At 44.9% G+C, this 26,183-nt stretch carries 28 protein-coding genes and 2 pseudogenes; 23 read left to right on the forward strand and 7 right to left on the reverse strand.

All coding sequences use genetic code 11. The features are described from left to right. Positions 1–4 precede the first annotated feature (4 nt). Both EGM68_RS10655 and EGM68_RS10660 read left to right on the forward strand, forming a co-directional pair. Positions 5–841: a hypothetical protein gene (locus EGM68_RS10655; RefSeq protein WP_013370789.1), complete on the forward strand. Its 837-nt coding sequence runs from the start codon at positions 5–7 to the stop codon at positions 839–841. 267 nt (positions 842–1,108) lie between these two features. Next, the gene (locus tag EGM68_RS10660) at positions 1,109–1,918 is read left to right on the forward strand and encodes an SDR family oxidoreductase (RefSeq protein WP_013370790.1); all 810 of its coding nucleotides are present in this window, start codon (positions 1,109–1,111) and stop codon (positions 1,916–1,918) included. Between the two features lie 447 nt (positions 1,919–2,365). Here the strand turns inward: EGM68_RS10660 and EGM68_RS10665 are convergent, their stop codons facing one another. Further along, entirely contained in the window at positions 2,366–3,586 is a 1,221-nt protein-coding gene (locus EGM68_RS10665; RefSeq protein WP_129549129.1) for a peptidase M56, read from the reverse strand. Between the two features lie 188 nt (positions 3,587–3,774). On the opposite strand from EGM68_RS10665, the gene EGM68_RS10670 reads away from it, so the two are divergent. The 3 genes from EGM68_RS10670 (at position 3,775) to EGM68_RS10680 (ending at position 5,589) form a co-directional block, all read left to right on the forward strand. Beyond that, positions 3,775–4,503: a TolB-like translocation protein gene (locus tag EGM68_RS10670; RefSeq protein WP_240664151.1), complete on the forward strand. Its 729-nt coding sequence runs from the start codon at positions 3,775–3,777 to the stop codon at positions 4,501–4,503. 141 nt (positions 4,504–4,644) lie between these two features. Continuing rightward, positions 4,645–5,085 (forward strand): hypothetical protein, encoded by a 441-nt coding sequence (locus tag EGM68_RS25690; protein ID WP_165264001.1) that lies wholly within the window; start codon positions 4,645–4,647, stop codon positions 5,083–5,085. A gap of 105 nt (positions 5,086–5,190) precedes the next feature. Beyond that, positions 5,191–5,589: a hypothetical protein gene (locus tag EGM68_RS10680; RefSeq protein WP_019687035.1), complete on the forward strand. Its 399-nt coding sequence runs from the start codon at positions 5,191–5,193 to the stop codon at positions 5,587–5,589. A gap of 219 nt (positions 5,590–5,808) precedes the next feature. On the opposite strand, the pseudogene EGM68_RS10685 reads toward EGM68_RS10680, so the two are convergent. Further along, a pseudogene (locus EGM68_RS10685) lies at positions 5,809–7,153 on the reverse strand (IS3 family transposase). A 139-nt stretch (positions 7,154–7,292) separates the two neighbouring features. Continuing rightward, a complete protein-coding gene (locus EGM68_RS10690; RefSeq protein WP_019687037.1) occupies positions 7,293–7,727 on the reverse strand; it encodes a hypothetical protein in 435 nt (144 codons plus the stop codon). A gap of 630 nt (positions 7,728–8,357) precedes the next feature. Between EGM68_RS10690 and EGM68_RS10695 the strand changes: the two are divergent. From EGM68_RS10695 to EGM68_RS10715, 5 genes and pseudogenes are all read left to right on the forward strand, one after another. Beyond that, positions 8,358–8,958 (forward strand): annotated as a pseudogene (locus EGM68_RS10695) (recombinase family protein). A 490-nt stretch (positions 8,959–9,448) separates the two neighbouring features. Beyond that, positions 9,449–9,733: a hypothetical protein gene (locus EGM68_RS10700; RefSeq protein ID WP_102997923.1), complete on the forward strand. Its 285-nt coding sequence runs from the start codon at positions 9,449–9,451 to the stop codon at positions 9,731–9,733. Positions 9,734–10,132: 399 nt separating this feature from the next. Further along, complete coding sequence (locus EGM68_RS10705) at positions 10,133–10,300, forward strand: aspartyl-phosphate phosphatase Spo0E family protein (protein ID WP_019687040.1); 168 nt, start codon at positions 10,133–10,135, stop codon at positions 10,298–10,300. Positions 10,301–10,400: 100 nt separating this feature from the next. Beyond that, the gene (locus EGM68_RS10710) at positions 10,401–10,595 is read left to right on the forward strand and encodes an XRE family transcriptional regulator (protein ID WP_113050541.1); all 195 of its coding nucleotides are present in this window, start codon (positions 10,401–10,403) and stop codon (positions 10,593–10,595) included. Positions 10,596–10,709: 114 nt separating this feature from the next. Continuing rightward, the gene (locus tag EGM68_RS10715) at positions 10,710–11,084 is read left to right on the forward strand and encodes a DnaJ family domain-containing protein (protein WP_025364688.1); all 375 of its coding nucleotides are present in this window, start codon (positions 10,710–10,712) and stop codon (positions 11,082–11,084) included. A gap of 64 nt (positions 11,085–11,148) precedes the next feature. Here EGM68_RS10715 and EGM68_RS10720 read toward each other — a convergent pair whose 3' ends face one another. Then, a complete protein-coding gene (locus tag EGM68_RS10720) occupies positions 11,149–12,006 on the reverse strand; it encodes a glutamate--tRNA ligase family protein (protein WP_129549131.1) in 858 nt (285 codons plus the stop codon). A 319-nt stretch (positions 12,007–12,325) separates the two neighbouring features. On the opposite strand from EGM68_RS10720, the gene hrpB reads away from it, so the two are divergent. From hrpB to EGM68_RS10745, 5 genes are all read left to right on the forward strand, one after another. Next, complete coding sequence (hrpB, locus tag EGM68_RS10725; RefSeq protein ID WP_129549132.1) at positions 12,326–14,854, forward strand: ATP-dependent helicase HrpB; 2,529 nt, start codon at positions 12,326–12,328, stop codon at positions 14,852–14,854. A 119-nt stretch (positions 14,855–14,973) separates the two neighbouring features. Beyond that, entirely contained in the window at positions 14,974–15,558 is a 585-nt protein-coding gene (locus EGM68_RS10730) for a general stress protein (RefSeq protein WP_013370825.1), read from the forward strand. 240 nt (positions 15,559–15,798) lie between these two features. Beyond that, positions 15,799–16,971 (forward strand): acyltransferase, encoded by a 1,173-nt coding sequence (locus tag EGM68_RS10735; protein WP_025679007.1) that lies wholly within the window; start codon positions 15,799–15,801, stop codon positions 16,969–16,971. A gap of 318 nt (positions 16,972–17,289) precedes the next feature. Further along, positions 17,290–17,652: a replication termination protein gene (locus tag EGM68_RS10740; protein ID WP_013370828.1), complete on the forward strand. Its 363-nt coding sequence runs from the start codon at positions 17,290–17,292 to the stop codon at positions 17,650–17,652. 19 nt (positions 17,653–17,671) lie between these two features. Then, positions 17,672–18,676 (forward strand): Gfo/Idh/MocA family protein, encoded by a 1,005-nt coding sequence (locus EGM68_RS10745; RefSeq protein WP_013370829.1) that lies wholly within the window; start codon positions 17,672–17,674, stop codon positions 18,674–18,676. Between the two features lie 114 nt (positions 18,677–18,790). Here the strand turns inward: EGM68_RS10745 and EGM68_RS10750 are convergent, their stop codons facing one another. Then, positions 18,791–19,360, reverse strand: coding sequence for a TraR/DksA C4-type zinc finger protein (locus EGM68_RS10750; protein WP_064963293.1), 570 nt, complete (start codon positions 19,358–19,360; stop codon positions 18,791–18,793). Positions 19,361–19,503: 143 nt separating this feature from the next. Between EGM68_RS10750 and EGM68_RS10755 the strand changes: the two genes are divergently transcribed. The 7 genes from EGM68_RS10755 (at position 19,504) to EGM68_RS10785 (ending at position 23,582) form a co-directional block, all read left to right on the forward strand. Then, the gene (locus EGM68_RS10755; RefSeq protein ID WP_013370831.1) at positions 19,504–19,881 is read left to right on the forward strand and encodes a DivIVA domain-containing protein; all 378 of its coding nucleotides are present in this window, start codon (positions 19,504–19,506) and stop codon (positions 19,879–19,881) included. A 97-nt stretch (positions 19,882–19,978) separates the two neighbouring features. After that, positions 19,979–20,413 carry an Rrf2 family transcriptional regulator gene (locus tag EGM68_RS10760; RefSeq protein WP_013370832.1) on the forward strand — a complete coding sequence of 145 codons (435 nt, stop codon included), beginning with the start codon at positions 19,979–19,981 and terminating at the stop codon, positions 20,411–20,413. 25 nt (positions 20,414–20,438) lie between these two features. Further along, a complete protein-coding gene (locus EGM68_RS10765) occupies positions 20,439–20,939 on the forward strand; it encodes a metallophosphoesterase family protein (RefSeq protein ID WP_013370833.1) in 501 nt (166 codons plus the stop codon). 36 nt (positions 20,940–20,975) lie between these two features. Next, positions 20,976–21,302: a (2Fe-2S) ferredoxin domain-containing protein gene (locus tag EGM68_RS10770; RefSeq protein ID WP_040101520.1), complete on the forward strand. Its 327-nt coding sequence runs from the start codon at positions 20,976–20,978 to the stop codon at positions 21,300–21,302. Positions 21,303–21,430: 128 nt separating this feature from the next. Beyond that, positions 21,431–21,709, forward strand: a complete 279-nt coding sequence (locus tag EGM68_RS10775; RefSeq protein WP_013370835.1) for a hypothetical protein — start codon at positions 21,431–21,433, stop codon at positions 21,707–21,709. 106 nt (positions 21,710–21,815) lie between these two features. Continuing rightward, the gene (locus EGM68_RS10780) at positions 21,816–22,418 is read left to right on the forward strand and encodes a nitroreductase family protein (RefSeq protein ID WP_040101518.1); all 603 of its coding nucleotides are present in this window, start codon (positions 21,816–21,818) and stop codon (positions 22,416–22,418) included. A gap of 240 nt (positions 22,419–22,658) precedes the next feature. Next, positions 22,659–23,582, forward strand: a complete 924-nt coding sequence (locus tag EGM68_RS10785; RefSeq protein ID WP_129549133.1) for an NAD(P)/FAD-dependent oxidoreductase — start codon at positions 22,659–22,661, stop codon at positions 23,580–23,582. A gap of 10 nt (positions 23,583–23,592) precedes the next feature. Here the strand turns inward: EGM68_RS10785 and EGM68_RS10790 are convergent, their stop codons facing one another. Further along, a complete protein-coding gene (locus EGM68_RS10790) occupies positions 23,593–23,922 on the reverse strand; it encodes a hypothetical protein (protein ID WP_058829536.1) in 330 nt (109 codons plus the stop codon). A gap of 144 nt (positions 23,923–24,066) precedes the next feature. Further along, positions 24,067–24,387, reverse strand: a complete 321-nt coding sequence (locus EGM68_RS10795) for a winged helix-turn-helix transcriptional regulator (RefSeq protein ID WP_014599691.1) — start codon at positions 24,385–24,387, stop codon at positions 24,067–24,069. Positions 24,388–24,678: 291 nt separating this feature from the next. Between EGM68_RS10795 and zwf the strand changes: the two genes are divergently transcribed. Continuing rightward, complete coding sequence (gene zwf / locus EGM68_RS10800) at positions 24,679–26,181, forward strand: glucose-6-phosphate dehydrogenase (protein WP_129549134.1); 1,503 nt, start codon at positions 24,679–24,681, stop codon at positions 26,179–26,181. Positions 26,182–26,183: the final 2 nt, after the last annotated feature.

Consider the following 26,183-nt stretch of genomic DNA (forward strand, 5'->3'; position numbering starts at 1 on the left):
AAGCATGAATCCACTGCTGTCCCTGCTCCCCACGAGCAAAAAAAAAGGATTGAATGCAAGGCTGACTCAGCAATTTGCTTACATAAGCTCTCAGACAGGCGATCAGCCTTTATCATCTCATCACAGTCGCTTTATGTGTCGTTATGGCTATGGAAGGTCTGCCGAATCTGCCAGCATGGGGGAAAGCGGACAGGATTTTGCCGCAGTACGTATTCATAAATCTGTCTGTTGTTTTGTCTTGTGTGATGGTGTCGGGCTCAGTTACCGAGGAGATTTTGCAGCCCGCTATCTAGGGTCTTCTTTACTGGATTGGATGGAACAGAGGCAGGATCTGTCTGCTAATCAATTGAAGGAGTATCTTGAGCGTCTGGCAGGTACAGCTACTGAGGAACTGGATCGGCAGCCTCTGGATCACGAATCAGGCTTAATGCGTTCAGTACTGGAAGATAAACGTCGTCAGGGAAGCCAGTCCATGTATATTTGCGGTAAAATCGAACTGCCGAAACGAGGTACCCGTGGTCGTCTCCGACTTGCCTGGCAAGGAGATTCACGTTTGCGATTGTGGAACGGTGCGGAAGAAATCAGCGAACTGTTTGATCATACCTTCTCTACTGCGGAGCGCTGGTCTACAAGCCGTGGGCCGATTGGAGGGAAGCCGCATTGGTACGAAAGAAGCATACCCGCAGATATGCCAATGAGATTACAAGTATATACGGACGGTTTGTCCGATTTAGATCCTATTCGCGAGCCTGTCCCTGATGAGCAGATACAGGTATTGCTGGATGCGTCTCATACCGGGGGACTTGATGATGATGCTGCATTTATTGAGCTGCAGTGGTAAATGAATAAGCCAAAGGACGTATACATCCATTATTTATGGTTGTAGAACGTCCTTTTTTTGATCAATCCATAGAAAACTACGAATAGGCAAGATATTGACGGAATGTAGCGAGAGAGAAGAAGAAAAGAAGTACTAATGCACGAAATATTCGATCTTTTCCTGAATATCGCAACGGAACAGCAAAAAATGCGCAAAAATGGTGATTATAAAGTATACCCTTTTGGGTAATCTTGTGATTATACAGATTATTAAAAGGGAGCGATACATATGAGCTACACATATGCAGGAGGCGCACGGTTTGAAGGTAAAACTGCTCTAATTACGGGGGCTGGCTCTGGCATTGGTAAGGCAACGGCCATTCAAATGGCTAGAGAAGGAGCAAATGTCGCTCTTTTTGACGTAAGTAATGATCGTATTTTGGAGACGGAAAGAGAAATTAATGCCATACGTGAAGGGGCAGCCCGGGCTTTTGACGTGGACATTGCCGATCCGGTGCGTGTGGAAAAAGCAGTTCTGGAAGCGGTTGAATTGTTTGGCGGACTGCATATCATTTTTGCCAATGCGGGGATTAACGGGGTCGTCGGACCGATCGAGGAGCTTAGCATTGAGGATTGGCGGCAAACATTGTCAACGAATCTGGATGGAACCTTCCTGACGGTGAAGTACACAATACCACATTTGAAAAAGAACGGTGGCGGCAGCATTATCATTACCAGCTCGATTAATGGAAATCAGCGTTTTACCAGCTTTGGGATGTCAGCCTACAGCACATCAAAGGCAGGTCAAACCGGTTTTGCTAAAATGGCAGCCCTAGAGCTGGCCAAGTTCCGTATTCGTGTCAATGTCATTTATCCAGGGGCCATTTCGACGAATATTGATGAAACCACGGAGAAATCAGAAGGGTTAAAGCAGATTACCATCCCTGTGCAATTTCCTGAAGGAGATCAGCCGTTGGCAGATGGACCGGGGCAACCCGAGCAAGTTGCTGATTTGGTGACATTCTTGGCATCTGATCATTCACGTCACATCACTGGCGCACAAATTGTGATTGACGGGGCAGAGTCGTTATTGTTTTAGAACAAAACCTTATAGTGTTTTTTTATATTGCAGCCTATTGATATTTTTTTGATCAATGGGCTATATTTACACAGTTGCCTTATATATATACTGGATAAATCTCTGGAATGGATTTACTTTATTTTATTTGATAGAAAAATAAGGATTAGTAGAATAAACATATACAATGAACAGTGGATTTTTTTGAATACGACTTAAGTGCATGAGCACTAAATAGTTAGATTGCTCAGCATCTAAATTCCTGATTTTTTACAGATAAAGCAAATAGCACAACCGAAGAAAATGAATCCTTGCTTTACGTAAGAAAAAGCTAGTTTGTAGTCGCGTCATCAGACGATGGTAGTTTTTCACCTAATTAAAGCAACACTCGACCCAATAAAGCTCTTTATAGAGCTCTAGAGTCCAAAATCATAACTGGGGAGGATAACGTATTATGCAACTTCAATCCTATTGAAGAGGAGTGAGAACTAAAGTCCTCAAACTATCTTCCTGGTTTTTATCCAGACCTAGGAAGGCCGTAGCATAATAAACATTATTTTGCTTCCAAAAGTAGTAGGTTTGACTTTTGAGCTTTGATTTGTCGTTGCTGGAATAGAGGGGTCCAAAGTAGACGTGGTTGTTGTCGGCGTAAGCCGATATTTCAACCCCACTAATCTCCAGCTTACGAATGAACGAGAGCTTAGTCGTTTCAAAAAGCGGCACTTTACTTTGATAGAACAAAAGTTCGTCATTCGGGCCATCATAAATTGTGGAATTGTACGGTGCACGATAGGTGTTCCACAGAGCATCTGCAGTTTGTCTAAACGAGTAACTAGTATTCTGATCCTCCGCCCTCAACAAGATCGAGTCATTCAGCGTAAGGTGAGTGTTCAGCAAGCTGCCCGGAAATTTCACTTTAAAGCCTAGAATATTCTTCGCTGCAAGTAAATCCGTCTCATCGTACAGAGGAAATGAATTCCCTTCTCCGTCGTAACGAACACGTTGGACTTGCTGTGGGAAAGTGAAGGATTGTACAACCTTTTCAATTTCTTTTTGCGTGAGCTTCTCCCAATTGATTACATACGATACACCGTTATCCTGCCAGACAAAGCTGTTGGCTGCTTTTCGATTATGCTGAGAGCCTAGCTTTTTCGTGAATAACACGCCTTTTACATTTCCCAGTGTAACCTCACTTTGTTGGAAAAACTGAGTTTGTGCTAACTTTTGTGAGTTTGGGGCACCCCACAGTAAATTATGTTCCAACATATTTCCTTTCCCTTTGGAAGCCAGCATCTCTATAAATTGCTCATTTTTGCTGCCAAATTTCGATACGAACATTATGGATACGACATTAAGAAGATCAGCTTGGTTGGCATCAGAAAAGAGCGTACTCAAATCTACAATTTCAAGCTGATAACCCTCGGGCAGATGATCAGGAACTTTAAAATCAAATTTTTTAAATTGGATTGCCCGATCCAGACTATGAAACCATTGAAACGAGCTGTTCAGCCTGTCAATTTTGAACGAGGAAGTGTCTCCTGCTTTAAGGACTGTGCGAGCATTCATATCAGGATCGGCGATCTCTTCTGTATGCGTCAAATTGGTGAGCAGGATAGCACTCAAGAAGAGCAACAAGAGAAATACCACGGCAAATAGCTTGTACAAGCGTCTTTTGTTTTTGAAGATCAATGTAAGTCTCCTTTTCATTTTTGTTACCATAGAAAAATTTGATAGGATCCCCGGTAGGAAGTAGTATCTCAATTGCCAGTAAGGAATTAGCTCTGTGCTTTATAGTATGATTATAGAAAAGTATACCATATAAAGGTTATTTATGGTAAACTAGATTAGCTTCTTTGAGGGATGAAGGAAATTTGGATGTGAAGAAAGGGGAATCTAGCCACGATAGTCATTCAGCGTTAAAAATAAGGAATCAGTCTATAACAAAATTTAAAAAGAACAAGAGCCAAGGCCAAGTGATTTGGAAAGAAAAGAATATTACGTTAACAGCGAAAAAAACGGAATTGAAAAATGCACCAAGCACTGAAAAAAATCTTATTACATCAATAACGATCAAAAAAGGAGAAAAGATTTACACAATTCATACAGATAAATTTGACGATAAGCTGCGTGATATATCGAGTGTTTCAATATGCCCTTCAAGTAATTGGCTAGCTATACAAACACGACGTAGCGCAGGGGAGACGGTGTTGCTTGTCGATATGAAAAATGGAAAACATCAAGTATTAAATGACCAGTTAAGCGCTGCTGGCAAGAAAAATATTGAAACGATAAATTCCTATAATTGGTCACCAAAAGCAGACCAAATTGCTTTCTCATATGGGGATACTTCCACAAGCTCCATAGCTATATATAATCCCCAAAAAGGTGAGTTTACTTTTTTACCTAGAGAAACGGATTACATTAGTACAGGTCTGATTTTATGGCATAAAAATGGAAAATCATTAGACTATATAAGTGAGTATCCATCTGACCAAAAAAAACTATATAGATACTCTTTGGAAAGCAAGAAAGTAAAAACCATTAAAAAAATTAGTCAAAGTGAATTTCAAAAATGGTTCAAACTTGATAAATACAAAACAAATTAATGCAAAAAAGGGCGGAGGTAAATTCCGCCCTTTAAATTTTTAGTTTTCGCTTATTGTGATTTTACCGGAGCTTCCGTTTGCCTCAAGCACTTTAATTAACTCTCTTTGGTCACTGTTAGTAAGTCTGATGCAACCGCAGGGATGAGTTTTCGGATTCCTGATGCATTTTCTTCTCGCCGGGTATGCGCCGGCCTTTTTCGCTTGCTTCATGCCATCCCCCACGAGGACGACCCGGTCACCCGCCATCATGAGCTGAGCCATCTTCCGGATGATTTGAAGCCAGGTCAGCCGCAACGATTCCAACGACCACGCCGAGGATCGAAAGAAGTGGATCAGGGTTTCATAGTAGAGCGGATGTATTGCCAGATCACGAACAATGGAAGTCACGCCCAGCGTGTCGGAGCGCAGCATAAGGCCGGTGACCACAATAACAAAGTGGCTTGTCGGGAGAAACAGGAGCGAAATTCCGATAAAAGGGTATTCATATATGGGAGCATAGGTCTGGGCGAGCGCTTTGAAATCGGGTATACTGGTTCTTGTAACCCTTTCAGCGATGCTATCCTTTCTAGAGTGGAATCTTAAGGAGACCATAAAATCGCTAGAGTGGGTTATTTTTTCGATAGGAACTTTTCACTGTCGAGTAAAGGCGGAATAGTTACAAAAAAATTTAATAAGGAGTGCTTGATCATGAATCTTAAGTCCGTATTCAAAGGAGTAGTATCATCTGCTCTGGTAGTTTGTCTAATTGCTGGAGTTGGTACTTTACCGACTTTTGCGCAGTCGACTGAAAGTTCGTCGAAAGATTATGCAGTTAAAAGTGGCAGTTATTCAGGAACTGAATTTCAGGCTGCATACCCATTAAAAAAGAGTAATGGGGTAAAAGTGAATTTCTGGATTAAAAATACTGGGAATGTAAGCGTAATGATCAAAATTAATGGAGATCAGAAAAGAACTCTCGCACCAGGTAAGAGTGGCCATATTAGTGCTCCAGTTGGTTCCTTAAGTAGCGAATATAAATTTAAAGCAGTACCAACGCCTAATGGTGGTGATATTAGTATAGACTATGGTATTGCTCAAAGAGATTAAATTTGATGCTTAAGATATTTTTAGTATTTTATAAGGCTCCTGAATCCGAGATGGTAATTTGGTAATTCAGTGCAGACACAGAGTAAAAAAGACCCGTACTAGACTTGAGGACCTTATGCAAAATGGATGAAAGCTGGGAAAATAAATACCTATAATAAAAGCCGATTTCCCTTAACCTGAACTGTGACCCCAATTGAGGACACTTTGAATAAAGCCCGCTTAAGCAGCCAATAGATGGCTTCTGAATTCGTCAGGAGTCATCTTTTTTAACGCCCATTGGTAGCGGCCTGAGTTGTAGTAAGCAATGTAGTTATCGATGCATGCCCGTAATTCTTGAATGGTAGCGCACGATTTGTATTCCAGATCATCCTTCATATGACCGAAGAATGTTTCCATAGAGGCATTGTCCCAACAATTTCCCTTCCGAGACATAGACTGCCTGAAGCCTGCTTTACGGACCAGAAGGCGAATTTTGGGGTGGGTATAGTGCATGCCTTGGTCAGAGTGCAAGATGGCCTCAGGATGAACATTGCCATCGAACCGTTCAATTAACAACTGCAGCGTCCGCTCCACCAAGACGAGCTCCAGAGAAGATGACAGATAGTGAGCAAGTATCTGCTTGGTTGCCCCATCCTTCACACAAGACAAGTAGGCACACTGCCCGTGACCATAGTGCAAATAGGTGATATCTGTGAGCAATACTTTTTCTGGTTCCCCTTGGTCAAGCTGACGTTTTAGCAGGTTGGGGCATGTCTGGTGTTCCTGAGTCGCCTTGGCCATTTTACGGTATGGATTAGCTTGCCGAATCGTGGCGACAAGTTTGTACGTTCGCATGATCCGTCGGATCTTTTTGTGGTTCATAGTAACACCATTTTCCCGTTCAAGCCTCATTTTAATCACCAATGCTCCTGCTTTGCCATGTAGGGCATCAAAATGCATCTTGATGAGCGCTAAGTCATGTTCATCTGCGCGAGCTTGCAACTGGCGTCTCTCCTCGGCATGAAGCCAGCGGTAATAGCCGCTTGCACTGATGTGAGACAGTTCGCACAGGTAGCGTGTCATGCGCTTTAGGCTATGTTGTCGGATCGTGAGGTTGATTATCTGATAGCGCTCGGAGGGTGTCAACGTTTCCTCTGCATCTTCTGCTTTTCGAGCGCTTTGAGCTTTTTTAGGAAGTCATTCTCCGCTTCAAGCAACTTGATGCGCGCTTCGGCACGCTTCAGTTTTTCTTCTGTGGACAAGTTGTTTGTTTGCGGTCTGCCCACACTTCCTTTCCCTCGTTGCTCCTCTAAAAGAGAGGCCTCTCCATGGGCAGCATAGATATTTCGCCAACATATAAGCTTTTCTTTGGCTTTTCGTGTCCAATGGTGTCGATGTCAAAACCCGCCCTAAGAAAAATATCCATCGGCGTCTGTCCGGCTTCATAAGCTTTTACCGCTTCCACCTTAAACTCTGGGGCGTAAGTGATGGTTTTGTCCGTCACTTTTTGCACATTTGGATTAGCCTCGAGCTGTTTAATCTCTTGTTCGCTAAAGATTTTGGAAGCACCTCTCTTATTGCTCATGAATCTTACCTCACAATCCTCTTTATGGTTTGATTAAAACACAAATGACCCGTAAGTGGGTCACTTTTTTCAAAGTGTCCATCTTACGGGTCACAGTTCAACCTTACAGGAAATCGGCTCTTCTATTTAAGGGATTTCCTCAGTCTCTTTGAGCAATCTTATAGTCTATACTAATATCACCACCATTAGGCGTTGCTACTGCTTTAAATTTATATTCGCTAGCGAAGTAACCAACTGAAGCACTAATGTGGCCACTCTCACCTTTCTTGAGAGTTTTTTCATGATCTCCATTAATTGTAATTTTAACGCTTACTTTTCCAGTATTTTGAACCCAAAAATTTACGTTTTTCCCATTAGAACTTGTTAATTTGTATGAAGTCGAAAATCCTGTTCCTGAATAAGAGCCATCTGAAACATTCATGTCAAAAGGTGTAATTACTCTACTTCCATTTACATAATTTTCCGGCGAACTTTCAGTCGACTGCGCAAAAGTCGGTAAAGTACCAACTCCAGTAATTAGACCAACTGCAAGAGTAGATGACACTACTCCTTTGAAAACGGACTTAAGATTCATGATATATCATCCTCCAATAATATGATTAACATCCAAACTTTAGATGTATGATTAATAGGATACCATAGAATAATATTCCTGTAAACGATTTATATACTATATTATTGACTTTTTTGTTAATAGAGAGGAAAGATGGAGTTGTATTACAATTTCTGAGATAAAGGGGCATAAAAAATTGAAAAATTGTTTTATGCCCACCTTTCTATAAGGATAATACAATAACTAAATTCGTACTGGCCGCTGCTCTGACTGATCCTGCAGGTCCTCTGATCACTTCAGCAAGTGCCATAGACAGTAACACAACGGTTAGAATTCCTTTAGTCGGATGTGATACAGAAATATTGGAGTTTTTCACAGAAGCAGAAGCTCATGAAAAAGCTGTAGAATTGACTAAACAAGGCAAAACTACGAAGGTCGGTTTTCCCTGTCCAGAATGCTATGAGAATTACATAAACGGTTGAATCTGAGCTGGACAAGACGTAAAAAGGGCTATAACCGCTCGCAATGGTTATAGCCCCTAAATCAAAACCCTAAAAAGTTTCAACCTCTACTGAAGGTTGGGTAGGAGGGATGCTTTCTCGACTCTTACGGAAATAATTTTTATGCAACTTAAAATTCCAGGTGGGACATTTGAAGCTGGCATATGGCCGAGTTTCTGCAAAAGATCAAAATCCAGAACGGCAACTCGTAAAGTTTCGAGAGCTGGGCGTTGATGAACGGTATATATTTGTCGATAAGATGAGTGGCAAGGATTTTGAGCGTCCTAAGTATCAGGCTATTAGATTGCTGATTCGTGAAGGCGACCTTGTTTATATGGATGCGTTGGATCGGCTTGGCCGGGATTATCGCGGAGTGGAAATATATCACCCGTGAAATAAACGCAGACATTGTATGTCTTGACAACGAAGCTTTGTTTGATTCAAGGAAGTTTAAAATGATGGGTGACTTAGGGAAACTACTTGAAGACCAATTTTTGAGTATGCTGGCTTACGTGGCTGAGCAGGAGCGGAAAAAGAACATGCAGCGGCAGGCGGAAGGGATTGAAGTTGCACGAACAGCTGGAGTGACATTCGGCAGGCCCAAGAAAAAAATTGATGAAACGTTTATTCAAGCTTATAAGGAATGGAAGGCTGGCCAGATAACGGCAACGGCGGCTATCCAGCAATCCGGATTAACAAAACCCACCTTTTATCGCCGTGTAAAGGAATACGAAGCAACTGAATACATGTAAATGAATGTTACAGAGCGATAAAAATCGCTCTTTTTTACGTGTTTATGTATTTTACTATGTTGCTGATTGATTATCTTCTTTTGAAAAATCTTTCGTATATCACTAAAGCGACGACTATAGTAAACACCTGGATTAAGAACTGTGGTACCAAGATTAAAAAATCCATATAATTTCCCCCTTATTAAGATTTATTCTTAGCAATGCTGGACATAAACTACGATCCTAAACGATGTATAACAGTTTTCCTGAATTTCAAACTTAACAAAAATAGTATTATATGATCACTTAATAGTTATTTACTATAAAATGATTGAAAGTGCTAGAATATATTTGTACGGGGCCATTTTCTTGTTGTTAGGGATTTTGCTTATTTTGTCTCCTTTACTATTTAAAAAGTCCCTTATAGCCAAGAAGAGCGTCTAACTGCAAGGATATCTGAAGCTTTGTTCTTCAGGACTTCTTGCTACTTTGTTTTCTATGGAGGTTACAAATGGTTTTGCTAAAAGATAGTTCTACTAAAGAAGCAATTCGTGTGCAATATGAACAAATTTGGAGTGAACTTTTAAATAAAGATGAGGAAAAAGCAGAACATGTTTTAATGAAATTGGAATATGAGTTATTGCCTACTCGTCAGAAAATCCAAAGACGATGGGGAAAAATCCTATCTCCATTAAAAAAACGTTTTATCTGGATTATCCTTCTTAGTGTGATTGGGTTCTTCCTTTTAGCTTACGTATTATTTATATACGTATCGTTGTGGGTTGAAGATTATTAAAGACGTTTCTGGGAAACCGGAAGCGTCTTTTTTTATGAGCTTGAAATCCTAAAGGCTGGTTTTAACCAGCCGGGGTATCGGTAGCAAATAGGCTCGCTGATCGGCAAGTAAGGGAGCGAGCAGGTCAAGAGCAGAGGAAGCAGGCTCATGCTTACTGGCTCTAAGGAGGGAAGAACGCCCAACTAAGAGCCAGTACGCACCGCTGGGCGCTACTCACGCCGATAACAAGAGCGTCTACGCCGGCAAGAGCACCCCGGACAAGGCGCTCTACGTTCCTGTCGTTCGTTTTACGCTGCCCACGGAGCGTAAGAGCTGACGGTCAAAATAAAGATGGCAGCGTATTTTTAAAAAATCCAATAATTTACGTTTTGCATTAGAATATGACACAGAGGGGGAATCATGCTGATGAATCCAGGTGTGACTTTACTTCGTGTCGAACGGGCCAGAAAAAGACTGTACCAAGTGCAGAAAAAGTACGGCTTTTTAACGCATCCTAAAGTAATTGAACAATCCATGAAACTGGATGAACTATTGAATCAATACCAAACCTGCAAAATGAAATCTTAGCTAATGTGTGTGCATGATGCACTTTAAAGGAAGACGAACTCCAATCTCCAAACTCCAATAAAAATCCCAAACCCTATACTATGAAGAGGTGGTAACGCTGTTGAATAAACGAAATCCTGTAACCCCTTTCGGCTGGAAAATCAAACAAAAGCTAGTTGAAATTCAAATGGATCAGAGAACTTTTTGTGACACCTATCATATTCCTGCTAGCCGCTTGTCCAATCTCATTCACGGAACACGCAAGGCCAAAAAATATAGAGAACAAGTATGTAAATTGCTTGGGATCGAAGAATAACCATCTTACTCCTACAGGAATACAGGACAACCTCATTATATGTAAGCAACAGTGGCAAAGGACTCCCGGTTTATTTAATATAGATTGTACATAGGACACTTATTACAAGGAGTGATGAGAATGTTCTCTAGAATGGCAGAGCAGAAGATTGCCGAGGCGATGGCCAAAGGTGAGTTTGATCATTTGCCGGGAGAGGGCAAGCCACTGGTGATTGAGGATTTGTCACATGTTCCAGAAGAGCTGCGGATGTCGTACAAGCTGTTGAAAAATGCAGGTATTTTACCGGAAGAGCTACAGCTGCAAAAGGAATGTGTCCAGTTACGTGATTTGCTTCACGCTTGCCATGAGGCAGGAGAGCAACAGCGGATCAGTCGCAGGCTGACTGAGAAATCACTTCGTCTTCGTATGCTGCTGGAGGAAAGAGGGCTGAATATGTCGTCTGTATTTTATGAATATGAGTCTGCTGTGCGTCAGCGACTGGAGGAATAACAGCGAGAGGAGCAAAGGGCAGAATGCCCTTGTCCATACACTTTGCTTTCTGTGTTTAATCTCATTACCGTTGCAGTGCAGATAATTTCATGAGACATTGTTTAGTTAGGATGACTGGCTCCCGAGGGAGCTTGTCCAGATGAAAGCTATCGATTAAATCCACAGCCTTCACAGGCTCGGGAGAATCCAGCAGCCCGGAAAAGTAGGCGAGCCAGCCAATGACGGCTTCCGGTGTAATTCCTTGCCGACGCATGGCTCGGAGTGCTACGCCACCATGTCGTTTGGCCAGTCTACGTCCATCCGGACCCAGGACAAGGGGGACGTGTGCGAAACGTGGCGGCACTAAGCCCAGTGCTTGGTATAACAATAGCTGACGGGGAGTCGAATCGAGAAGATCATATCCGCGCAGCACATCGGTCATATGCATGTCCGCATCATCGATGACGACGGCAAGCTGATAGGAAAACATGCCGTCTGCCCGTTTGATGATAAAATCGCCCCCCTCCGACGCACGGAAGGATACATGACCAGCTACCTGATCATGAAAAGAAATAACAGTATCTGAATGCTGCGGTACTTTAAAACGAAGTGAAGGGAGTTTATGCTGTGCTTTAGCTAGAGCTTCTGAAGAGCTAAGGTTACGACATGCCCCTGAATATGCAGGTCCTTCACCCGACAGTCCGTGCGGAGCATGGGCGGCAGCCATAATGTCTGCCCGACTGCAAAAACAAGGATACAGTAAATCTTGCCCCTGGAGTTTCTCCAATGCAGATTGGAAGCGTTCCAGTCGCTGGCTCTGACTGTAAGGACCATAGGGACCGCCAATGTCGGGTCCTTCGTCCCAATCCAGCCCGATCCATCGCAAATCCTCCTCTAATGGGTTGGGTTTGTAATTCCATACGAAGTTACCTCGATTCTGTATTCCGTGTTTCTACAATCCGTCCTTTAGCAATCCATATCAACTATATTATAAAACGATCTTGCCGCGAGTGCATCCCGACAAGTATAGGAACTGGCACGGGAAAGTGTGCATACCTGCGAGGACCAGACGGCAAATTTAAATATCTGTATAATAGATTTAGAAGAATCATGCACGACAGATGAGATGAAATCCCTTTGCTGTGGACCAGTTTAACATTTTTTATTCGCTTTTCAATAATTACAGGTAGTGAAAAATTCACAATAGCAAAAGAATTCAAACTTAGATTCTACGCCTCAAGCGTATCATTGGAGAGATTTCATTGACAGATAAACAATTGCCTATTACGCAAGTCATCCCCGAGCTTAAGCATGCCTTGCTATCCCATTCAGCGGCGGTCCTGATTGCACAGCCGGGAGCGGGGAAAACAACAGTAACACCATTAGAACTGCTGCATGAGCCGTGGCTGGCGGAGCAAAAGATAATTATGCTGGAGCCGCGACGCTTGGCAGCACGTGCGGCAGCAGCGCAAATGGCAAGGGCGCTAGGCGAGTCAACTGGGAAGACCGTAGGTTACCGCGTTCGTATGGATACAAAGGTAGGACCAAGCACGCGGATTGAAGTGGTTACGGAGGGCGTACTGACCCGGATGTTGCAACATGATCAGGCTTTGGAGGGAGTCGGGCTGATTATTTTTGATGAGTTTCACGAACGCAGCTTGCATGCAGACTTGGGCTTGGCACTTGCCCTGCAAAGCCAGGCGCTGCTGCGACCGGATCTGAAAATATTAATCATGTCTGCCACCCTAGAGGCAGAGCCTGTATGCAGACTGCTAGGGGATGCACCCTTACTGGAGTGCCCAGGCACCGTATTTCCGGTAGAAACCTTGCATATGTCCAAGCCTTCGTCAACCTCATTAGAGTCTTTTACGGCTGAGACGGTAGAAAAGGCGCTTTATGCCCATGAAGGCGATTTACTGGTGTTTTTACCAGGGGCTAGAGAAATTCATAGAACAGAACGAGAACTGATGTCCAGAAATTTACCGGCCTCCGTCAAAATCATTCCGCTGTACGGCAGCATGAAGCTGGAGCAGCAAGATGAGGCACTACGCCCGTCGGCTCCGGACAGCCGTAAAGTGGTATTAGCCACCTCAATTGCCGAATCCAGCTTGACCATCGCCGGGATCACGGTGGTAATTGATAGCGGACTGTCACGGGAATCGGTATTTTCCGCGCGAACTGGCATGAGCCGTTTGACCACCGTCAAGGTGTCCAAGGCCTCCGCCGACCAGCGGCGCGGGCGTGCTGGCCGTCTCCAGCCGGGCGTGTGCTATCGGCTGTGGAGCGCGCAGGAGCATGCCGCGCTCCCAGATGCCAGCCGTCCGGAAATCGCGGCGGCCGATCTGGCCTCACTCGCACTGGAGCTGGCGACCTGGGGCGTGCGCGAACCCGCCGAGCTGGCCTGGCTGGATGCCCCGCCTGAGGCGGCATACCGTCAGGCCACAGGTCTGCTGCGTCAGCTTGGCTGCCTGGAGGCTGCGGCCGATGGTACAGCAGGCGGCATTACCGCGCATGGGCGCGAAGTATCCGCCTTGGGCACGCACCCGCGCCTGGGGCACATGCTGCTGCGCGCAGCGGCCCTTGGCTTGGCTCCGACTGCCAGCCGTCTGGCGGCGCTGCTGCAAGAGCGGGACCCGTTCCGTGCTCATCGCGGAACGGATTTGCTCCCGCGGCTGGATGCTCTGCGCGAGGCGGCTCACGCCCGCAGTACGCACAGCTTGCTGGGGGCGGCAGACGATACGGTGATTCGACGTATCGTGCAGGAGAGTCGGCAGCTGCTAGCCACGCTGCCGGACGCAGCCGCAACGCAGGACGAGCCCGACGGCTCCGCGGCCTGCGGGCTGCTGCTGGCCTTCGCGTATCCGGATCGGATCGCGCAGGGCAGAGGGGATGGCCGCTTTTTACTCAGCGGCGGCCGGGGGGCGCGACTCCGACAAGTGGAGTGGATGTCGCGTTCGCCCTATCTCGTCGCCGCCGAAGTAGACGACGAGGGAGCAGATGGTGCCATTCAGTTGGCGGCACCGATTGAACTGCAAGAGCTGATCCAGCATTGCAGCGATTTACTGCTGGAACAAGCCAATGTATATTGGGATAGCTCCGCTTCAGCCGTGAGAGCCCGCAAGGTAATTCGGCTGGGCTCGCTCATCTTAAAGGAGACGTCTTACGAGCGACCTCCGGCAGAGGAAATCGCGGCTGCCTTAATGCAGGGTGTCCGGGAACGTGGTCTCAAACTGCTGACCTGGAGTCGGCCAACTCTTCAGTTGCAGGCACGTTTGATTTTTATGCATTTCTCAGCACCTGAGGAATGGCCAGACAGCTCAGAATCTGCGCTACTGGATTCACTGGAATCGTGGCTGTTGCCTTTTGCACTTGGAGCAAAAAATTTAGCTGATTTGCAACGACTGGACAGTAGCGAATTGCTGCTTGGCAGGTTGAATTGGGAACAGCGGCAGCAGCTTGAACAGGAAGCACCGACGCATATACGTGTACCCAGTGGTTCTCGTATTCCTGTCGATTATTCGCAACCTGAGGCACCATCGCTGGCAGTGAGACTACAAGAACTGTTCGGCATGAAGGATACGCCCCGTATTGGACGTGGACGTGTGCCGATTGTGCTGCACCTTCTGTCACCAGCCCAGCGACCTGTGCAAGTGACATCTGACCTGTCCAGCTTCTGGAGCGAGACTTATTTTGAAGTTAAAAAGGACCTAAAAGGCAGATATCCCAAGCATTATTGGCCGGATGATCCACTAGAAGCTGTGGCGACTAACAGAGCAAAACCTAAGCGATGATCGGAAGCCGAACTTGAAGTAGACATCATTGCGAATTTTGTAAAATCGTTTAAACGTCAGGATAGTGGGGTAATAAAAAAACGAACCACTCAACAACAACATATTGGGAGGTAACTATCATGGCTAATAACTTAAACGATTATAATGAAAAGAAAATTGTTGGTGTTTTTGATACCGAGCAAGAAGCATCTCGTGCGATTGGACAATTGCAGAGCAAAGGAATCCCAAGCAGTGAAATTTCTGTGATTACACGTGACCGTGACGACCTCAGGACGATTAGTGAGGAGACAGGCACCAAAGCACCAGAGGGCGTGGCTACAGGAGCGGCTACCGGCGGTGTTGTAGGCGGCGTCGCTGGCTTGCTGGCAGGCATCGGTGCCTTGGCGATTCCGGGTATTGGACCTATTCTTGCTGCTGGACCTATCGCGGCTACCCTTACGGGAGCAGCTGTCGGAGCGGGAGCAGGTGGCTTGGTCGGTGGACTGGTTGGACTGGGCATTCCAGAAGATGATGCTCGTCAATACGAGACATACGTCGATCAGGGCAAGATTTTGGTTCTGGTAGATTCCGCTGATCACCACCGGGATGTATATGATATTTTCCGCACCAACCGTTCTCTGAATGCGGATCGTTACAGAACATATGATGATACGGTGGCGGATACGCGGACAGATGCGTACACAGATACTAGAAGGAACCTGTAACCATCACATGGCTGGTGGAAACGTAATTTACAATAATTTGGCTCCGTCCTCTTTTATAGGTTTTCTAAAGCAGCAGTCTCCCCGTGAGGAGACTGCTGCTTTTATGTGCTAGCTACTGATTGAATATACCTAAGATAGATGATGCTTTGCTTGGCATTGGCACCATTATCCCTCTATATATTTTTACAGGATTGTCGTTATAATAGATTTATAAATTGCTAGATGTAACAGGAGAGTGACATGAGTCAAAAAGAGAGAATTTCCGAAGTCGCTTTGCTGAGAGGGTTGGCTTTTGCAGCCGTTGTTCTTCAGCATTCCGTCGCACACTATGCGGTTGCGCCGGGGGCGCGCATCCAGGACGGAGTTGTAATGACCCTATTACTGCTGTGTTCCAAATTTGCGGTACCTGTGTTTGTGTTCATTACTGGAATGGTGCTATTTTACAATTATGATGGGGCCTTAAAATATGGAACGTTTTTACGTAAACGATTCATGGACATCATCGTTCCTTATATCATATGGTCTCTTTTATACGAGTTGGGGAATCAGCTTGCCCAAGGTGGAGGATTTATTCACCCGTTAGATTTTTTCCAGAAGCTGTTGAACGGGAAAAGCAGCTATCATCTGTGGTACATCATTATGATTATCCAATGTTATGTGTTATTTCCCGTGTTTCGTTATGCTGTACGTCGTTTGTCTGCGCTACTGCCGTCAACATGGCGACCCGCTGCATTGGCTGGATTCGGCGTCCTCTATATTTTGCTTATGTTGGCGGTGGGACCCGTATATCAAGCGATGGATCAGCTCCAGCTTCCCGTCATTTCTTCTTGGTTTACCATATACGCTGACCGGAATGTGATCTATTTTTTCTTTTATTTTATATTAGGAGCGGCAGCTGGGGTGAATGTCAAGCGTTGGAATGCTTGGGTTATCAAGGCGCAGTTGATATACTGGCCGCTCTTTATCGTGATCACAGGATACTTGCTGTATGAGATGATCGGTCAGTTCCAGACGCCGCGAGGTACGATCCTTTCTTTTAACTATTTGTCTCTGCTGCGTCCGGTTATGGCTGTATATTGCATCACGTCTATTTTTGTAGCTTATCGGGTAGCAACGTGGATTGCTCACAAGGGAGGACGTGCGGCGCGGATGCTGACCGTCATGGGAACGTTGTCCTATGGAGCATATCTGATGCACGCCTTTATGCTGCGCGTAACCTACTATTTTGATGGAACGTTGTTTACAGATTGGAGTCACGTTCTTCGTACACTGGCTTCATTCGTTCTCTGTATAATCTTTTCTCTTGTTGGAACATGGTTGCTGGCACATTTGCCTTTGGGCAAATGGATCGTGGGGCTTCGAATTCGTCCCCGCCCGGCTGGAAGTCCGCCAGCCTTCCAAAAGCAAGCTTGATTCAGCGATAAAGTTACATTATTTCACAAAAAGTATCCCGAAGCTTTCAGAAGAAGGCCGAGGGATACTTTTTTTTGTATTATTATGTTGTTTCAACATATGAAAAATTCACAATAGAAAACCATAAAATCACTCCTCAGCACTATGCACACTACTCTATAATGCTTCATTCCATAGCTCTCGTCACCTTCAAGCAGGTCTCAAGGGACGGAGAGTTCTCGTAAACTCTCATATTTATGAAAGGAAATAGTCTATGGACGCAGAGTGGTTTATAATGGAAGATAAGAGACTTGAATAAGATGTAGAGGAGGTTGTGAAATGGCGTTTATGATATCCCAGCGGGCTTTTATCAAAATTTATCTGATCACAATGGTAGAGAGGCATCGCGGATATGGATATCAGATGCTCGAATCGATGAAAGATGAGTTTAGTAGTTTCGGATATGTTCCGCCTCAAAGCGAGGTGTACCGGGCACTGCATGAACTGGTTCAGGAAGGTGTTTTTTATCGTACCAAACGATTAAAAGGAACAGACCCGCGTGTAGATTTTCAGGAGATTGTGCTTTATCATTTTACAGACGATGGGGAGGAGAAAGCCCGATTGTACAAAAAGCAGGTCAAAGCTGATCTGGATCGTTGCTTAGGTATGCTGCATAAAGCGGAACAAGACAACTATTCCTAACTACGAAAGGATGAGAATGATGGGTAGAAAGCTGAAATGGGGAATTTTAGGCACGGCGGAGATCGCCAAAATCGCTGTAATTCCGGCGATTCAGCAATCCGAACGCGGAGAAGTACTTGGAATTGCTAGTCGTAATGCGGATAAAGCCGCTGAGGCCGCCCGGGAGTTCGATATTCCGAGAAGTTATGGAAGCTATGAAGAGCTGTTGGCTGATCCCGAAATCGGAGCGGTGTATATACCATTGCCAAACCATCTGCATGAAGAGTGGACCATTAAGGCAGCGGAGGCCGGGAAGCATGTTTTGTGTGAAAAACCATCTTCGCTTAGCTCGGCCGGGACAAGCCGCATGATTGAAGCATGTCGCCGTGCCGGAGTGACATTTGCGGAAGCTTTTATGTATCGCTATCATCCCAAACATCGAAGAATTAAGGAAATCATCAATAGTGGGGAAATTGGTGACATTCGCGGTATTCATTGTACTTTTACATTTAACAATACTGATCAGGCAGATAATGTACGCTTTAATAAAAGCATGGGCGGCGGCTCGTTATATGATGTGGGCGTGTATCCGATCTCAGCCGCTCGTATGTATTTGGATCGAGAGCCGGAGGCAGTGACGGTACATGCTTTATTTTCCCCTGAGCATGATAACGTTGATATGATGGCCTCCGGTCTGCTGGAATTTCCGGGTGGAGTCAACCTTACTTTCGATTGTGGCATGTGGGCAGCCAATCGTTCCAATATGGAAATTCTCGGTAGCAAGGGTACGATTGCAATGCCTAAGATGTTTGGTTGGGAAAGAACGTCTGTTGTACCGCAAATTTTCGTTCACGTTGGTTCGGTTACGCGTGAGGAACGTTTGAAAGGTTTTAATTCCTTTGAACTGCAAGCAGATGCTTTTGCCGAAGCGGTGCTTGACGGTATTCCGTTGCCATATGAGCCAGAAGATGCGGTAAGCAATATGAAAGTAATCGACGCTTGTATTGAGTCAGCTCGCAGTCGAAAGCGGATAGAAATTGGGTAAGCGTGATCATCGTATTTCCGGAAGACATAGAAAAGCAGCCTGTCTATGGACAAGCTGCTTTTCTAGATGAACAAATACATAGATATTTTTAATGAGTTTTTGTACATTCGAGCATCACATATTTTCATCATAATCTGTGACATCACGCTTGGCGGCTGTCGCAGGCGAGTTTGATGTGCCGTATTTTTCCACTGCGTCCCATGCGCCCGCATCGTCAAATCGTCCTGCATTCCGTTGGCGAACCTCACCTGCACCTTTGGGCGGCGGAGTCATAACCTGTTCCTCGATTGGACGATCATTCGATAATTCTCGTGTTGGAGTGTGCTCAACTGTATAGGCTGTATATGGAATGGCTTGTAACCGTTCAAAAGGAATTTCTTCCCCGCTCTCCACACATATTCCATACGTCCCATCCTTCATCCGTTTCAGGGCCGCATTAACCTGCTCCAGCTCGTTTTCCAGTGACTCATTAATCGCCAGATCACGAGAACGTTCAAAGGTTTCCGTCCCTATATCGGCGGGATGGTTATCATAGGACGAGAGCTCACCTGTAGAATCTGTCAGTGTTTCTCCCAATTGTGTGTTTTCCTGACCGTTTTGTTTAAAATGTTTTTCTAAATCATTTTTCTGCTCCAGTAACATATGTTTCAGCTCTGCAAGCTGTGAATCGTTCAAATGGTTCATGATCATCTCTCCCCTTCATGGTCTGTATGAGTGGTGTGTATGCTCTTTTATACCCGTTCATAGACCTGAGCAATCAGCAGAGACTTTTATTCCCAGCCTAGAATGTGATATAAAAAGAATAGTGTGTTAAGGAGGGAAAACCGATGGATGAACATATGAAGCGTCGTCTGGATAAGCAAAAGCAGTTGTTTAAACAACTGGGCATTCAGCTGGACGCGCTCTCCATTCATGAGAAACAGTTTAAAAATAAAATGCGCGGCTATGATCCGGATGAGGTGGATGCCTTTCTGGATGAAGTGATCAAGGATTATGAACGCTTTTATGCCAATATAGCCGACCTGATGGACAAGTGGCAGGAGCAGCAGGCAACCATACGTGATTTGAAAAATGCACCCAAGCCTGCAGCCGACTTTAATGCACTTGACCGTCGTCAACTGGAGGATATCATTAAGCAGTTGGAATATAGTGTGCGCCAATTAAAAGTGCGAGTACGCCCAGAAAATGACTATTTTCCAGAGTAAGGAGTAGTAAGCACTGTGTCGCTGCCTCTAATGTGGTATGATGGAAACATGCATTTTATCAAACATTTAATGAGGCACACATATAAAGGTGGTTAACATGAGTACCCATTTTTCCGTTAGTATCCATTGTCTGCTTCTTCTGGCTGAAGGGGCACCTGAGCGAATGACTTCGTCACTTATTGCTTCCAGCATTAATACAAATCCGGTAGTTGTGAGAAGAATTATGAGCCGACTCAAGCAAGCTGGTCTGGTGGATTCGTCACCGGGAGCGCGCGGCTTTCGTCTAAGCATGTCGAGTTCAAACATCAATCTGAAAATGATCTATGAAGCGACCAAGGATGAAGGCCCGCTGTTCGCCATCCATACCGACAGCAATCATAATTGCGAGGTTGGCAGGAACATAGACGCTTTATTGGATGGTTTATATACGGTGGCAGAGCAGAAAATCCAGGCGTTTTTCGAGACCGTTACGTTGCGAGATCTGGAGCAGGCTCTCAAACAGCGGGTTGGACAACAAAGTTCATCCGTGTAAAAGACGCCAGTAAGGAGAATTTGATATGAAAATCATCGTACTTTCAGACACCCATATGCCACATAGAAGCAAAACGCTGCCTAGTCGGCTTGTACAGGAGCTAAAAGACAGTGACCTCATTCTCCATGCTGGAGACTGGACGGATTGGTTCGTATATGAACGTCTAGCTGAATTTGCGCCTGTACAAGGCATTGCCGGAAACAATGATGGAACCGACATCGTGGAGCGTCTAGGCTATCAACGTATTGTTGAAGCCCAAGGCAAGCGGATTGGTATGGTTCATGGTCACGGCTGGCGCGGCTCGACAGAAAATATAGCACTGAATACGTTTAAGGGAGAAACGCTGGATTGCCTGATTTTTGGACATTCTCATATTCCTGTGGTCAAAAAGATAGATAATCTGCTTGTCCTTAATCCGGGGTCTCCGACGGACAAACGCGGTGAAGACGAATATTCATTTATCGTGCTGACGATTGAAGACGGGCAGATGGAGGCACAGCTTGTTCTTTATCCAGATAAACATTGATTCAAAAACCAACAACTGTTGATTAAAGGGGAAGCTATGGCTATTTTTGATTTAGAACCGATGAAGCATCATGTGTTGATCTGCAATGGAGGCACATGTATGCGACATGAGGGTGAAGAAGTTACCCAAGCAATTCGGGATGAAATTCGTAAACAACATGCAGAAGCATATATTCACACAACCAGAACTCGTTGTAATGGGCGCTGTCATGATGCGGCGGTTGTAATCGTATATCCGCAAGGGGATTGGTATGGTCAAATGACTCCGGCCTCAGGTACAGAGCTGGTGCAGAAGCTCGTAGCGGGAGAGAAGCTGGAGCCTCATCTTTTTCATGAGTGTACACGTAAATCCAGCTCGCAATAATCCAGTCAACTATTAATAAGAACATGAGTAGAGAAAATCTTTCGGAGATTTTCTCTTTTTTGCGTTTAATCCCCAACCTGAAAGGTAAAAGTATACTGTGGACACAATCCGATAGGGAGGGAAGAAAGATGACCCCATTTGAAGATAATTTGCACGGTGAGAATGAGCAAAAAAGCCAGACGGGGAAAGGAACAACAGAGTCTAAACATCAGGAACAGCCGATTAATCGTGATCATGCAGAGCAGTATCCGACAGAGCAGGAAAGCTTGTTTGACCGTTTTGAAATTGAACAGACGGTAGATGCCATTCCCGTAGAGGATTTAAAGATGGAAAGACAGGAGGAGAGAGACAAGGATGCAACCAAGCACACCTCTTCCAGTGAGAAAAAATATAAGGACGGCGTATAATTTTCAACCAACTGGTAATATTTAAAAAGAAATCTCTTGACTTTAAGATATGTAGGATGTATATTAAGTTACGAAAAGTAATTAATTTTTCTCAGGAGGTAACAAAATGACTAAAGACTTCTTCACAGCGCTGAAAGACAGACGCTCCTATTATGGCATTAGCAAAGAACAAGTAATTTCTGACCAACGGATTCAAGAGATCGTAGAGGAAGCTGTGAAGTATACACCTACCTCTTTCAACTCCCAAACTTCACGGGCTGTAGTGTTGCTCGGAGAGCATCATGACAAACTGTGGAATATTACAGAAGATATTTTGCGGGAAGTGGTAGGCAATGAAGAACAATTCAAATCTACTGCTGAGAAAATGAACGGTTTCCGCAGCGGTTATGGAACAGTGTTGTTCTTTGAAGACAACAACGTGATAGCTGGTCTGCAACAACAATTTGAAGCGTATGCGGACAATTTCCCAATCTGGGCCAATCAATCTAACGGTATGCTGCAACTGGTTGTATGGACGGCTCTGGAGCAAGAAGGACTGGGTGCATCCCTTCAGCACTATAATCCTTTGATCGACGAAAAAGTGAAAAACGAATGGAACATTCCTGAGCATTGGAAACTGATTGCTGAAATGCCATTTGGTAAACCGACATTCCAACCAGGTGACAAGGAATTCCAACCTATTGAAGAACGCGTAAAAACATTTAAATAATGATCATAATAGTATGATTTTTCAGGTTTAACCTGAATACAGCGCTACGGATTATCCGTAGTGCTGTTTGTCGTTTCATTTTTTGGTTATGTAACCTTTTGGATATATGAAGAAGAGAGGTTAATTCATCCGTATGTAGGTGATATTATGTTTGAAATTGGATGAGAAGTTTACATAAGTGTGATTGCTTTTTTTGGCAGATGTTTAGCATTTGCGCGTATTTGAAGGAGGAATTAGGACATGAAATACGATTGCATTATTGTCGGTGGGGGAATCGCCGGATTGCAAGCAGCAATTCAATTGGGCAGATACAGCAGTCATCGGGTGCTGGTGATAGATTCGGGCTATGGTCGATCTACGCTGTGTCATCAGTATCATAACATTTTGGGTTTTCCTGATGGGATTTCTGGTGAAGAGCTGCGAGGGCTTGGACGTAGTGAAGCCATGAAGCTTGGCACTGAATTTGTTGATGGCAAGGCGGTAAAAGCGACCAAGAGAGATGAGCTTTTTGACATTGAAGTGGAGGAAGGGGCAGTATATACGTCAAAAACGCTGCTATTGGCCACAGGGCTGACGGATCGCTTTCCAAAGCTGGAAGGGCTACAAGCCTGCCTGGGCAACAGTGTGTATGTGTGCCCCGACTGTGACGGGTATGAGGTTCAGGATCGCAGTACAGTCGTCATGGGGGCGGGCAAAGCGGGAGCTTCCATGGCCTTGATTTTATCAGCACGTACCGATCACCTTGTCTATGTCAATCATGAGCGTTCAGAAGTACCAAACGAGCTGATCGTGAAGCTGCGGGAAAAAGGGATTGAATATAAGGAAGCAGCCATTTCTGAGATTATCACGGGACAACCGGGCTGTTTTGAAGGAGTACGGCTGGCTGACGGACAAGTGATTGGAGCAGAGCGGGGGTTCTTAGCCTTTGGAAGCAACCATGTTCATTCAGAGCTGGCGGAGCAACTGGGCGTACATCTGCTGCACAACAAGCATATTGAGACGCATCCCCGCAGCAAAATGACAAACGTGGAAAATGTATGGGTGGCCGGAGACTTAGGGGCTCATGCCGAGCAAGCGACGGTTGCGATGGGAGAAGGAGCTATGTCAGCGATCTGGATACACAAGGTATTATCTGGTATGAAAACAAAAATACCGCAACTCTGAAAGCTGCGGTTTAGAACGATGGGCGTGTACTAGGTTGAAGATGAGGCTCGAAGCGTCTTAATTGATCGTTCATGCCATACTTGCTTAAAATTTCCATCTGTTTGTTACCGATGAGATCAAAATGAGGATAGGGCTGACGCTGATGTATATATTGGGGGTCCAATCCGTTATGCTTGCACCATAAGCGCAGCTTATCCAAGTCAGAGCACCCCACCTTGGTGACAGTTGTAATGCCTGGAAAGCGGTCATCCAGCCAGTAATGCGTTAGAAAAGCAATCTGGCCACGACTGACCTCTCTTTTCCAGCTCATCAGTTCCTGCCGGGTAATGCCAAATGCCATCGGTCTCATCCTTTCCTGGCTCATATCTGAAAACATGAGCTATTGCGCGGTTGTCCCATTATTTTCATCCTATTGCTTGTATTATGATCCACATGGAGTAACACAATAACAGGAGAGCGTAATGGGCGATCTCCTGTTAGCCGTTTAGAGCCATCTTTCGGCCCAGCTCTCCACACCATTCAATGCATCACCTAGCTCTTTACCCTTACGTGTCAGCGAATATTCGGTCCGCACAGGCCGCTCTGTGATGACATTGCGAAGGATTAGGCCGGAAAGCTCTAGTTCCTTGATGCGCTCGTTCAGCATGCGTTTGCTAAGATCAGGTATGGAAACTTGAATTTCACTAAATCGTTTGGGATGTTCCATCAAAGTATGAATGATGAGAGCGGTCCATTTTTTGCTGATGATCTGAAAGGACTGTTCCACCTTACCGCACAAAAGCTTAGGCTGCCTGTCGTCGCTCATCTGAATCCCCTCAATTTCATTGTTGTTTTAAACAGTATACTAAAAGTAACTCTGTATACCAATAGTAACTATAATGCATTGTATCAACTGTGACAATTTTAACAGTTTTTTCTCTTTCCTATCGTCAATCATACCACAGAAAACGTTATCATTAAAGGATATATCGAATGTTCACGATTTCGCTAAAATTTGATTGACTTGCCCCTTATTTTGGGTGTATTATGGGTTACGTTAATTCCTCAGGTAACTTTTAATAACCTCATCTTTTATAATGGGAAGAAGGAATATTTCATGGATTCAATGACATTTGTCTTATTTGGAGCGACAGGGGATTTGGCTAAACGCAAAATCTACCCGGCCTTGTATAATTTGTTTGTAGAAGGTAAAATTCCGGCTTCCTTTTCTGTAATTGGGATGGGGCGTCGTGAAGTGGCGGACGAACAATTTCAAAGTAATGTAGAGCAATCTATTAAGGATTTTTCCAGACATGTGAATGATGACCGTGCACAGATGGATCAGTTCTTAAGTGCTTTCCGTTACTGTGCATTGAACGTTAACCACCCGGAAGATTATAAAAAGCTGCTACAGCTTGCTGAGCAACGTGAAAATGACTTGGGAATTCCGGGGAACCGCATGTTTTACTTATCGGTGGCACCGGAATTTTTTGATGTGATTGCCCACAATATTCGGGAAAGTGGTTTGGCTGAAACAAAGGGTTGGAAACGACTTATTATCGAAAAACCATTTGGGCATGATTTGGAATCGGCACGCGAGCTGAATGATCGCCTGAGCAGAACCTTTGCTGAGGATGAGATTTATCGTATTGACCATTACTTAGGTAAGCCCATGGTTCAAAACCTGGAAGCTTTAAAATTTGCTAATCCATTGCTTCAAGGGGTTTGGAACAATCAGTACATTGCCAATGTGCAAATTACCGCTTCTGAGACTGTAGGCGTAGAGGAGCGAGCAGGATACTACGATCACTCCGGTGCTATTCGTGATATGGTGCAAAATCACATGCTGCAGGTGTTGATGATGACGGCTATGAACAAGCCGGGACATATTACGGCTGATCAGGTGCGGGATGAAAAAAGTAAGGTGATGGACGCGCTTCGTGCCCTTGATCCTTCTGATATTGCTTCCAACGTGGTTAGAGGACAATATACCGCAGGTGAGATCAACGGAAAAGCAGTTCCTTCCTATAAAGAGGAGCCGGACATTGGACCTGATTCGCAAAATGATACGTTCATTTCAGCTCGCCTTTGGATTGACAATGAACAATGGTCGGGTGTGCCGTTCTATATTCGTACCGGTAAACGCATGAAAGAAAAATCCACTCGCATCGTTGTGGAATTCAAAAAGGACAATACAGATCCTTATGCTGCTCAAGGGCAGCCGACCGATCCGAACTTGCTGATCATTCATGTTAACCCGGATGAAAAGGTAACGCTCCGTCTGAACAGTAGAGATCCGCTGAACAATGGCCAGTTGGAGACGGTTCTGATGAATTATCATTCCGAGGCCAAGGATGTTCCAGAAGCCTATGAACGCCTCATCTTTGATGCGCTGCGCGGCGATTCGACCTTTTTTGCTCATTGGAATGAAGTGGAGCTTTCATGGGTGTGGGTTCAACCCGTACTCGAAGCTTTTACCCGTGGCGAAGTCCCGCTTCACACATATGCGGCAGGCTCTTACGGTCCAGAAGCTTCAGATCAATTGTTGGAAGAACAAGGCTTTACATGGTGGTTGGACGAAAAGTCCGAAAGCTCTAAAAAAGCAGTCGTTCGTGCTTAGTC

Source organism: Paenibacillus sp. M-152, from assembly GCF_003856555.1.
Classification (GTDB): domain Bacteria; phylum Bacillota; class Bacilli; order Paenibacillales; family Paenibacillaceae; genus Paenibacillus; species Paenibacillus polymyxa_C.

Coding starts and splice junctions, on each gene's coding strand:
- EGM68_RS10655 (WP_013370789.1), top strand. CDS start 5: ATGAATCCACTGCTGTCCCTGCTCCCCACGAGCAAAAAAAAAGGATTG.
- EGM68_RS10660 (WP_013370790.1), top strand. CDS start 1,109: ATGAGCTACACATATGCAGGAGGCGCACGGTTTGAAGGTAAAACTGCT.
- EGM68_RS25690 (WP_165264001.1), top strand. CDS start 4,645: ATGAGTTTTCGGATTCCTGATGCATTTTCTTCTCGCCGGGTATGCGCC.
- EGM68_RS10680 (WP_019687035.1), top strand. CDS start 5,191: ATGAATCTTAAGTCCGTATTCAAAGGAGTAGTATCATCTGCTCTGGTA.
- EGM68_RS10690 (WP_019687037.1), bottom strand. CDS start 7,727: ATGAATCTTAAGTCCGTTTTCAAAGGAGTAGTGTCATCTACTCTTGCA.
- EGM68_RS10700 (WP_102997923.1), top strand. CDS start 9,449: ATGGTTTTGCTAAAAGATAGTTCTACTAAAGAAGCAATTCGTGTGCAA.
- EGM68_RS10705 (WP_019687040.1), top strand. CDS start 10,133: ATGCTGATGAATCCAGGTGTGACTTTACTTCGTGTCGAACGGGCCAGA.
- EGM68_RS10715 (WP_025364688.1), top strand. CDS start 10,710: ATGAGAATGTTCTCTAGAATGGCAGAGCAGAAGATTGCCGAGGCGATG.
- EGM68_RS10730 (WP_013370825.1), top strand. CDS start 14,974: ATGGCTAATAACTTAAACGATTATAATGAAAAGAAAATTGTTGGTGTT.
- EGM68_RS10735 (WP_025679007.1), top strand. CDS start 15,799: ATGAGTCAAAAAGAGAGAATTTCCGAAGTCGCTTTGCTGAGAGGGTTG.
- EGM68_RS10740 (WP_013370828.1), top strand. CDS start 17,290: ATGGCGTTTATGATATCCCAGCGGGCTTTTATCAAAATTTATCTGATC.
- EGM68_RS10745 (WP_013370829.1), top strand. CDS start 17,672: ATGGGTAGAAAGCTGAAATGGGGAATTTTAGGCACGGCGGAGATCGCC.
- EGM68_RS10750 (WP_064963293.1), bottom strand. CDS start 19,360: ATGAACCATTTGAACGATTCACAGCTTGCAGAGCTGAAACATATGTTA.
- EGM68_RS10755 (WP_013370831.1), top strand. CDS start 19,504: ATGGATGAACATATGAAGCGTCGTCTGGATAAGCAAAAGCAGTTGTTT.
- EGM68_RS10760 (WP_013370832.1), top strand. CDS start 19,979: ATGAGTACCCATTTTTCCGTTAGTATCCATTGTCTGCTTCTTCTGGCT.
- EGM68_RS10765 (WP_013370833.1), top strand. CDS start 20,439: ATGAAAATCATCGTACTTTCAGACACCCATATGCCACATAGAAGCAAA.
- EGM68_RS10770 (WP_040101520.1), top strand. CDS start 20,976: ATGGCTATTTTTGATTTAGAACCGATGAAGCATCATGTGTTGATCTGC.
- EGM68_RS10775 (WP_013370835.1), top strand. CDS start 21,431: ATGACCCCATTTGAAGATAATTTGCACGGTGAGAATGAGCAAAAAAGC.
- EGM68_RS10780 (WP_040101518.1), top strand. CDS start 21,816: ATGACTAAAGACTTCTTCACAGCGCTGAAAGACAGACGCTCCTATTAT.
- EGM68_RS10785 (WP_129549133.1), top strand. CDS start 22,659: ATGAAATACGATTGCATTATTGTCGGTGGGGGAATCGCCGGATTGCAA.
- EGM68_RS10790 (WP_058829536.1), bottom strand. CDS start 23,922: ATGGCATTTGGCATTACCCGGCAGGAACTGATGAGCTGGAAAAGAGAG.
- EGM68_RS10795 (WP_014599691.1), bottom strand. CDS start 24,387: ATGAGCGACGACAGGCAGCCTAAGCTTTTGTGCGGTAAGGTGGAACAG.
- zwf (WP_129549134.1), top strand. CDS start 24,679: ATGGATTCAATGACATTTGTCTTATTTGGAGCGACAGGGGATTTGGCT.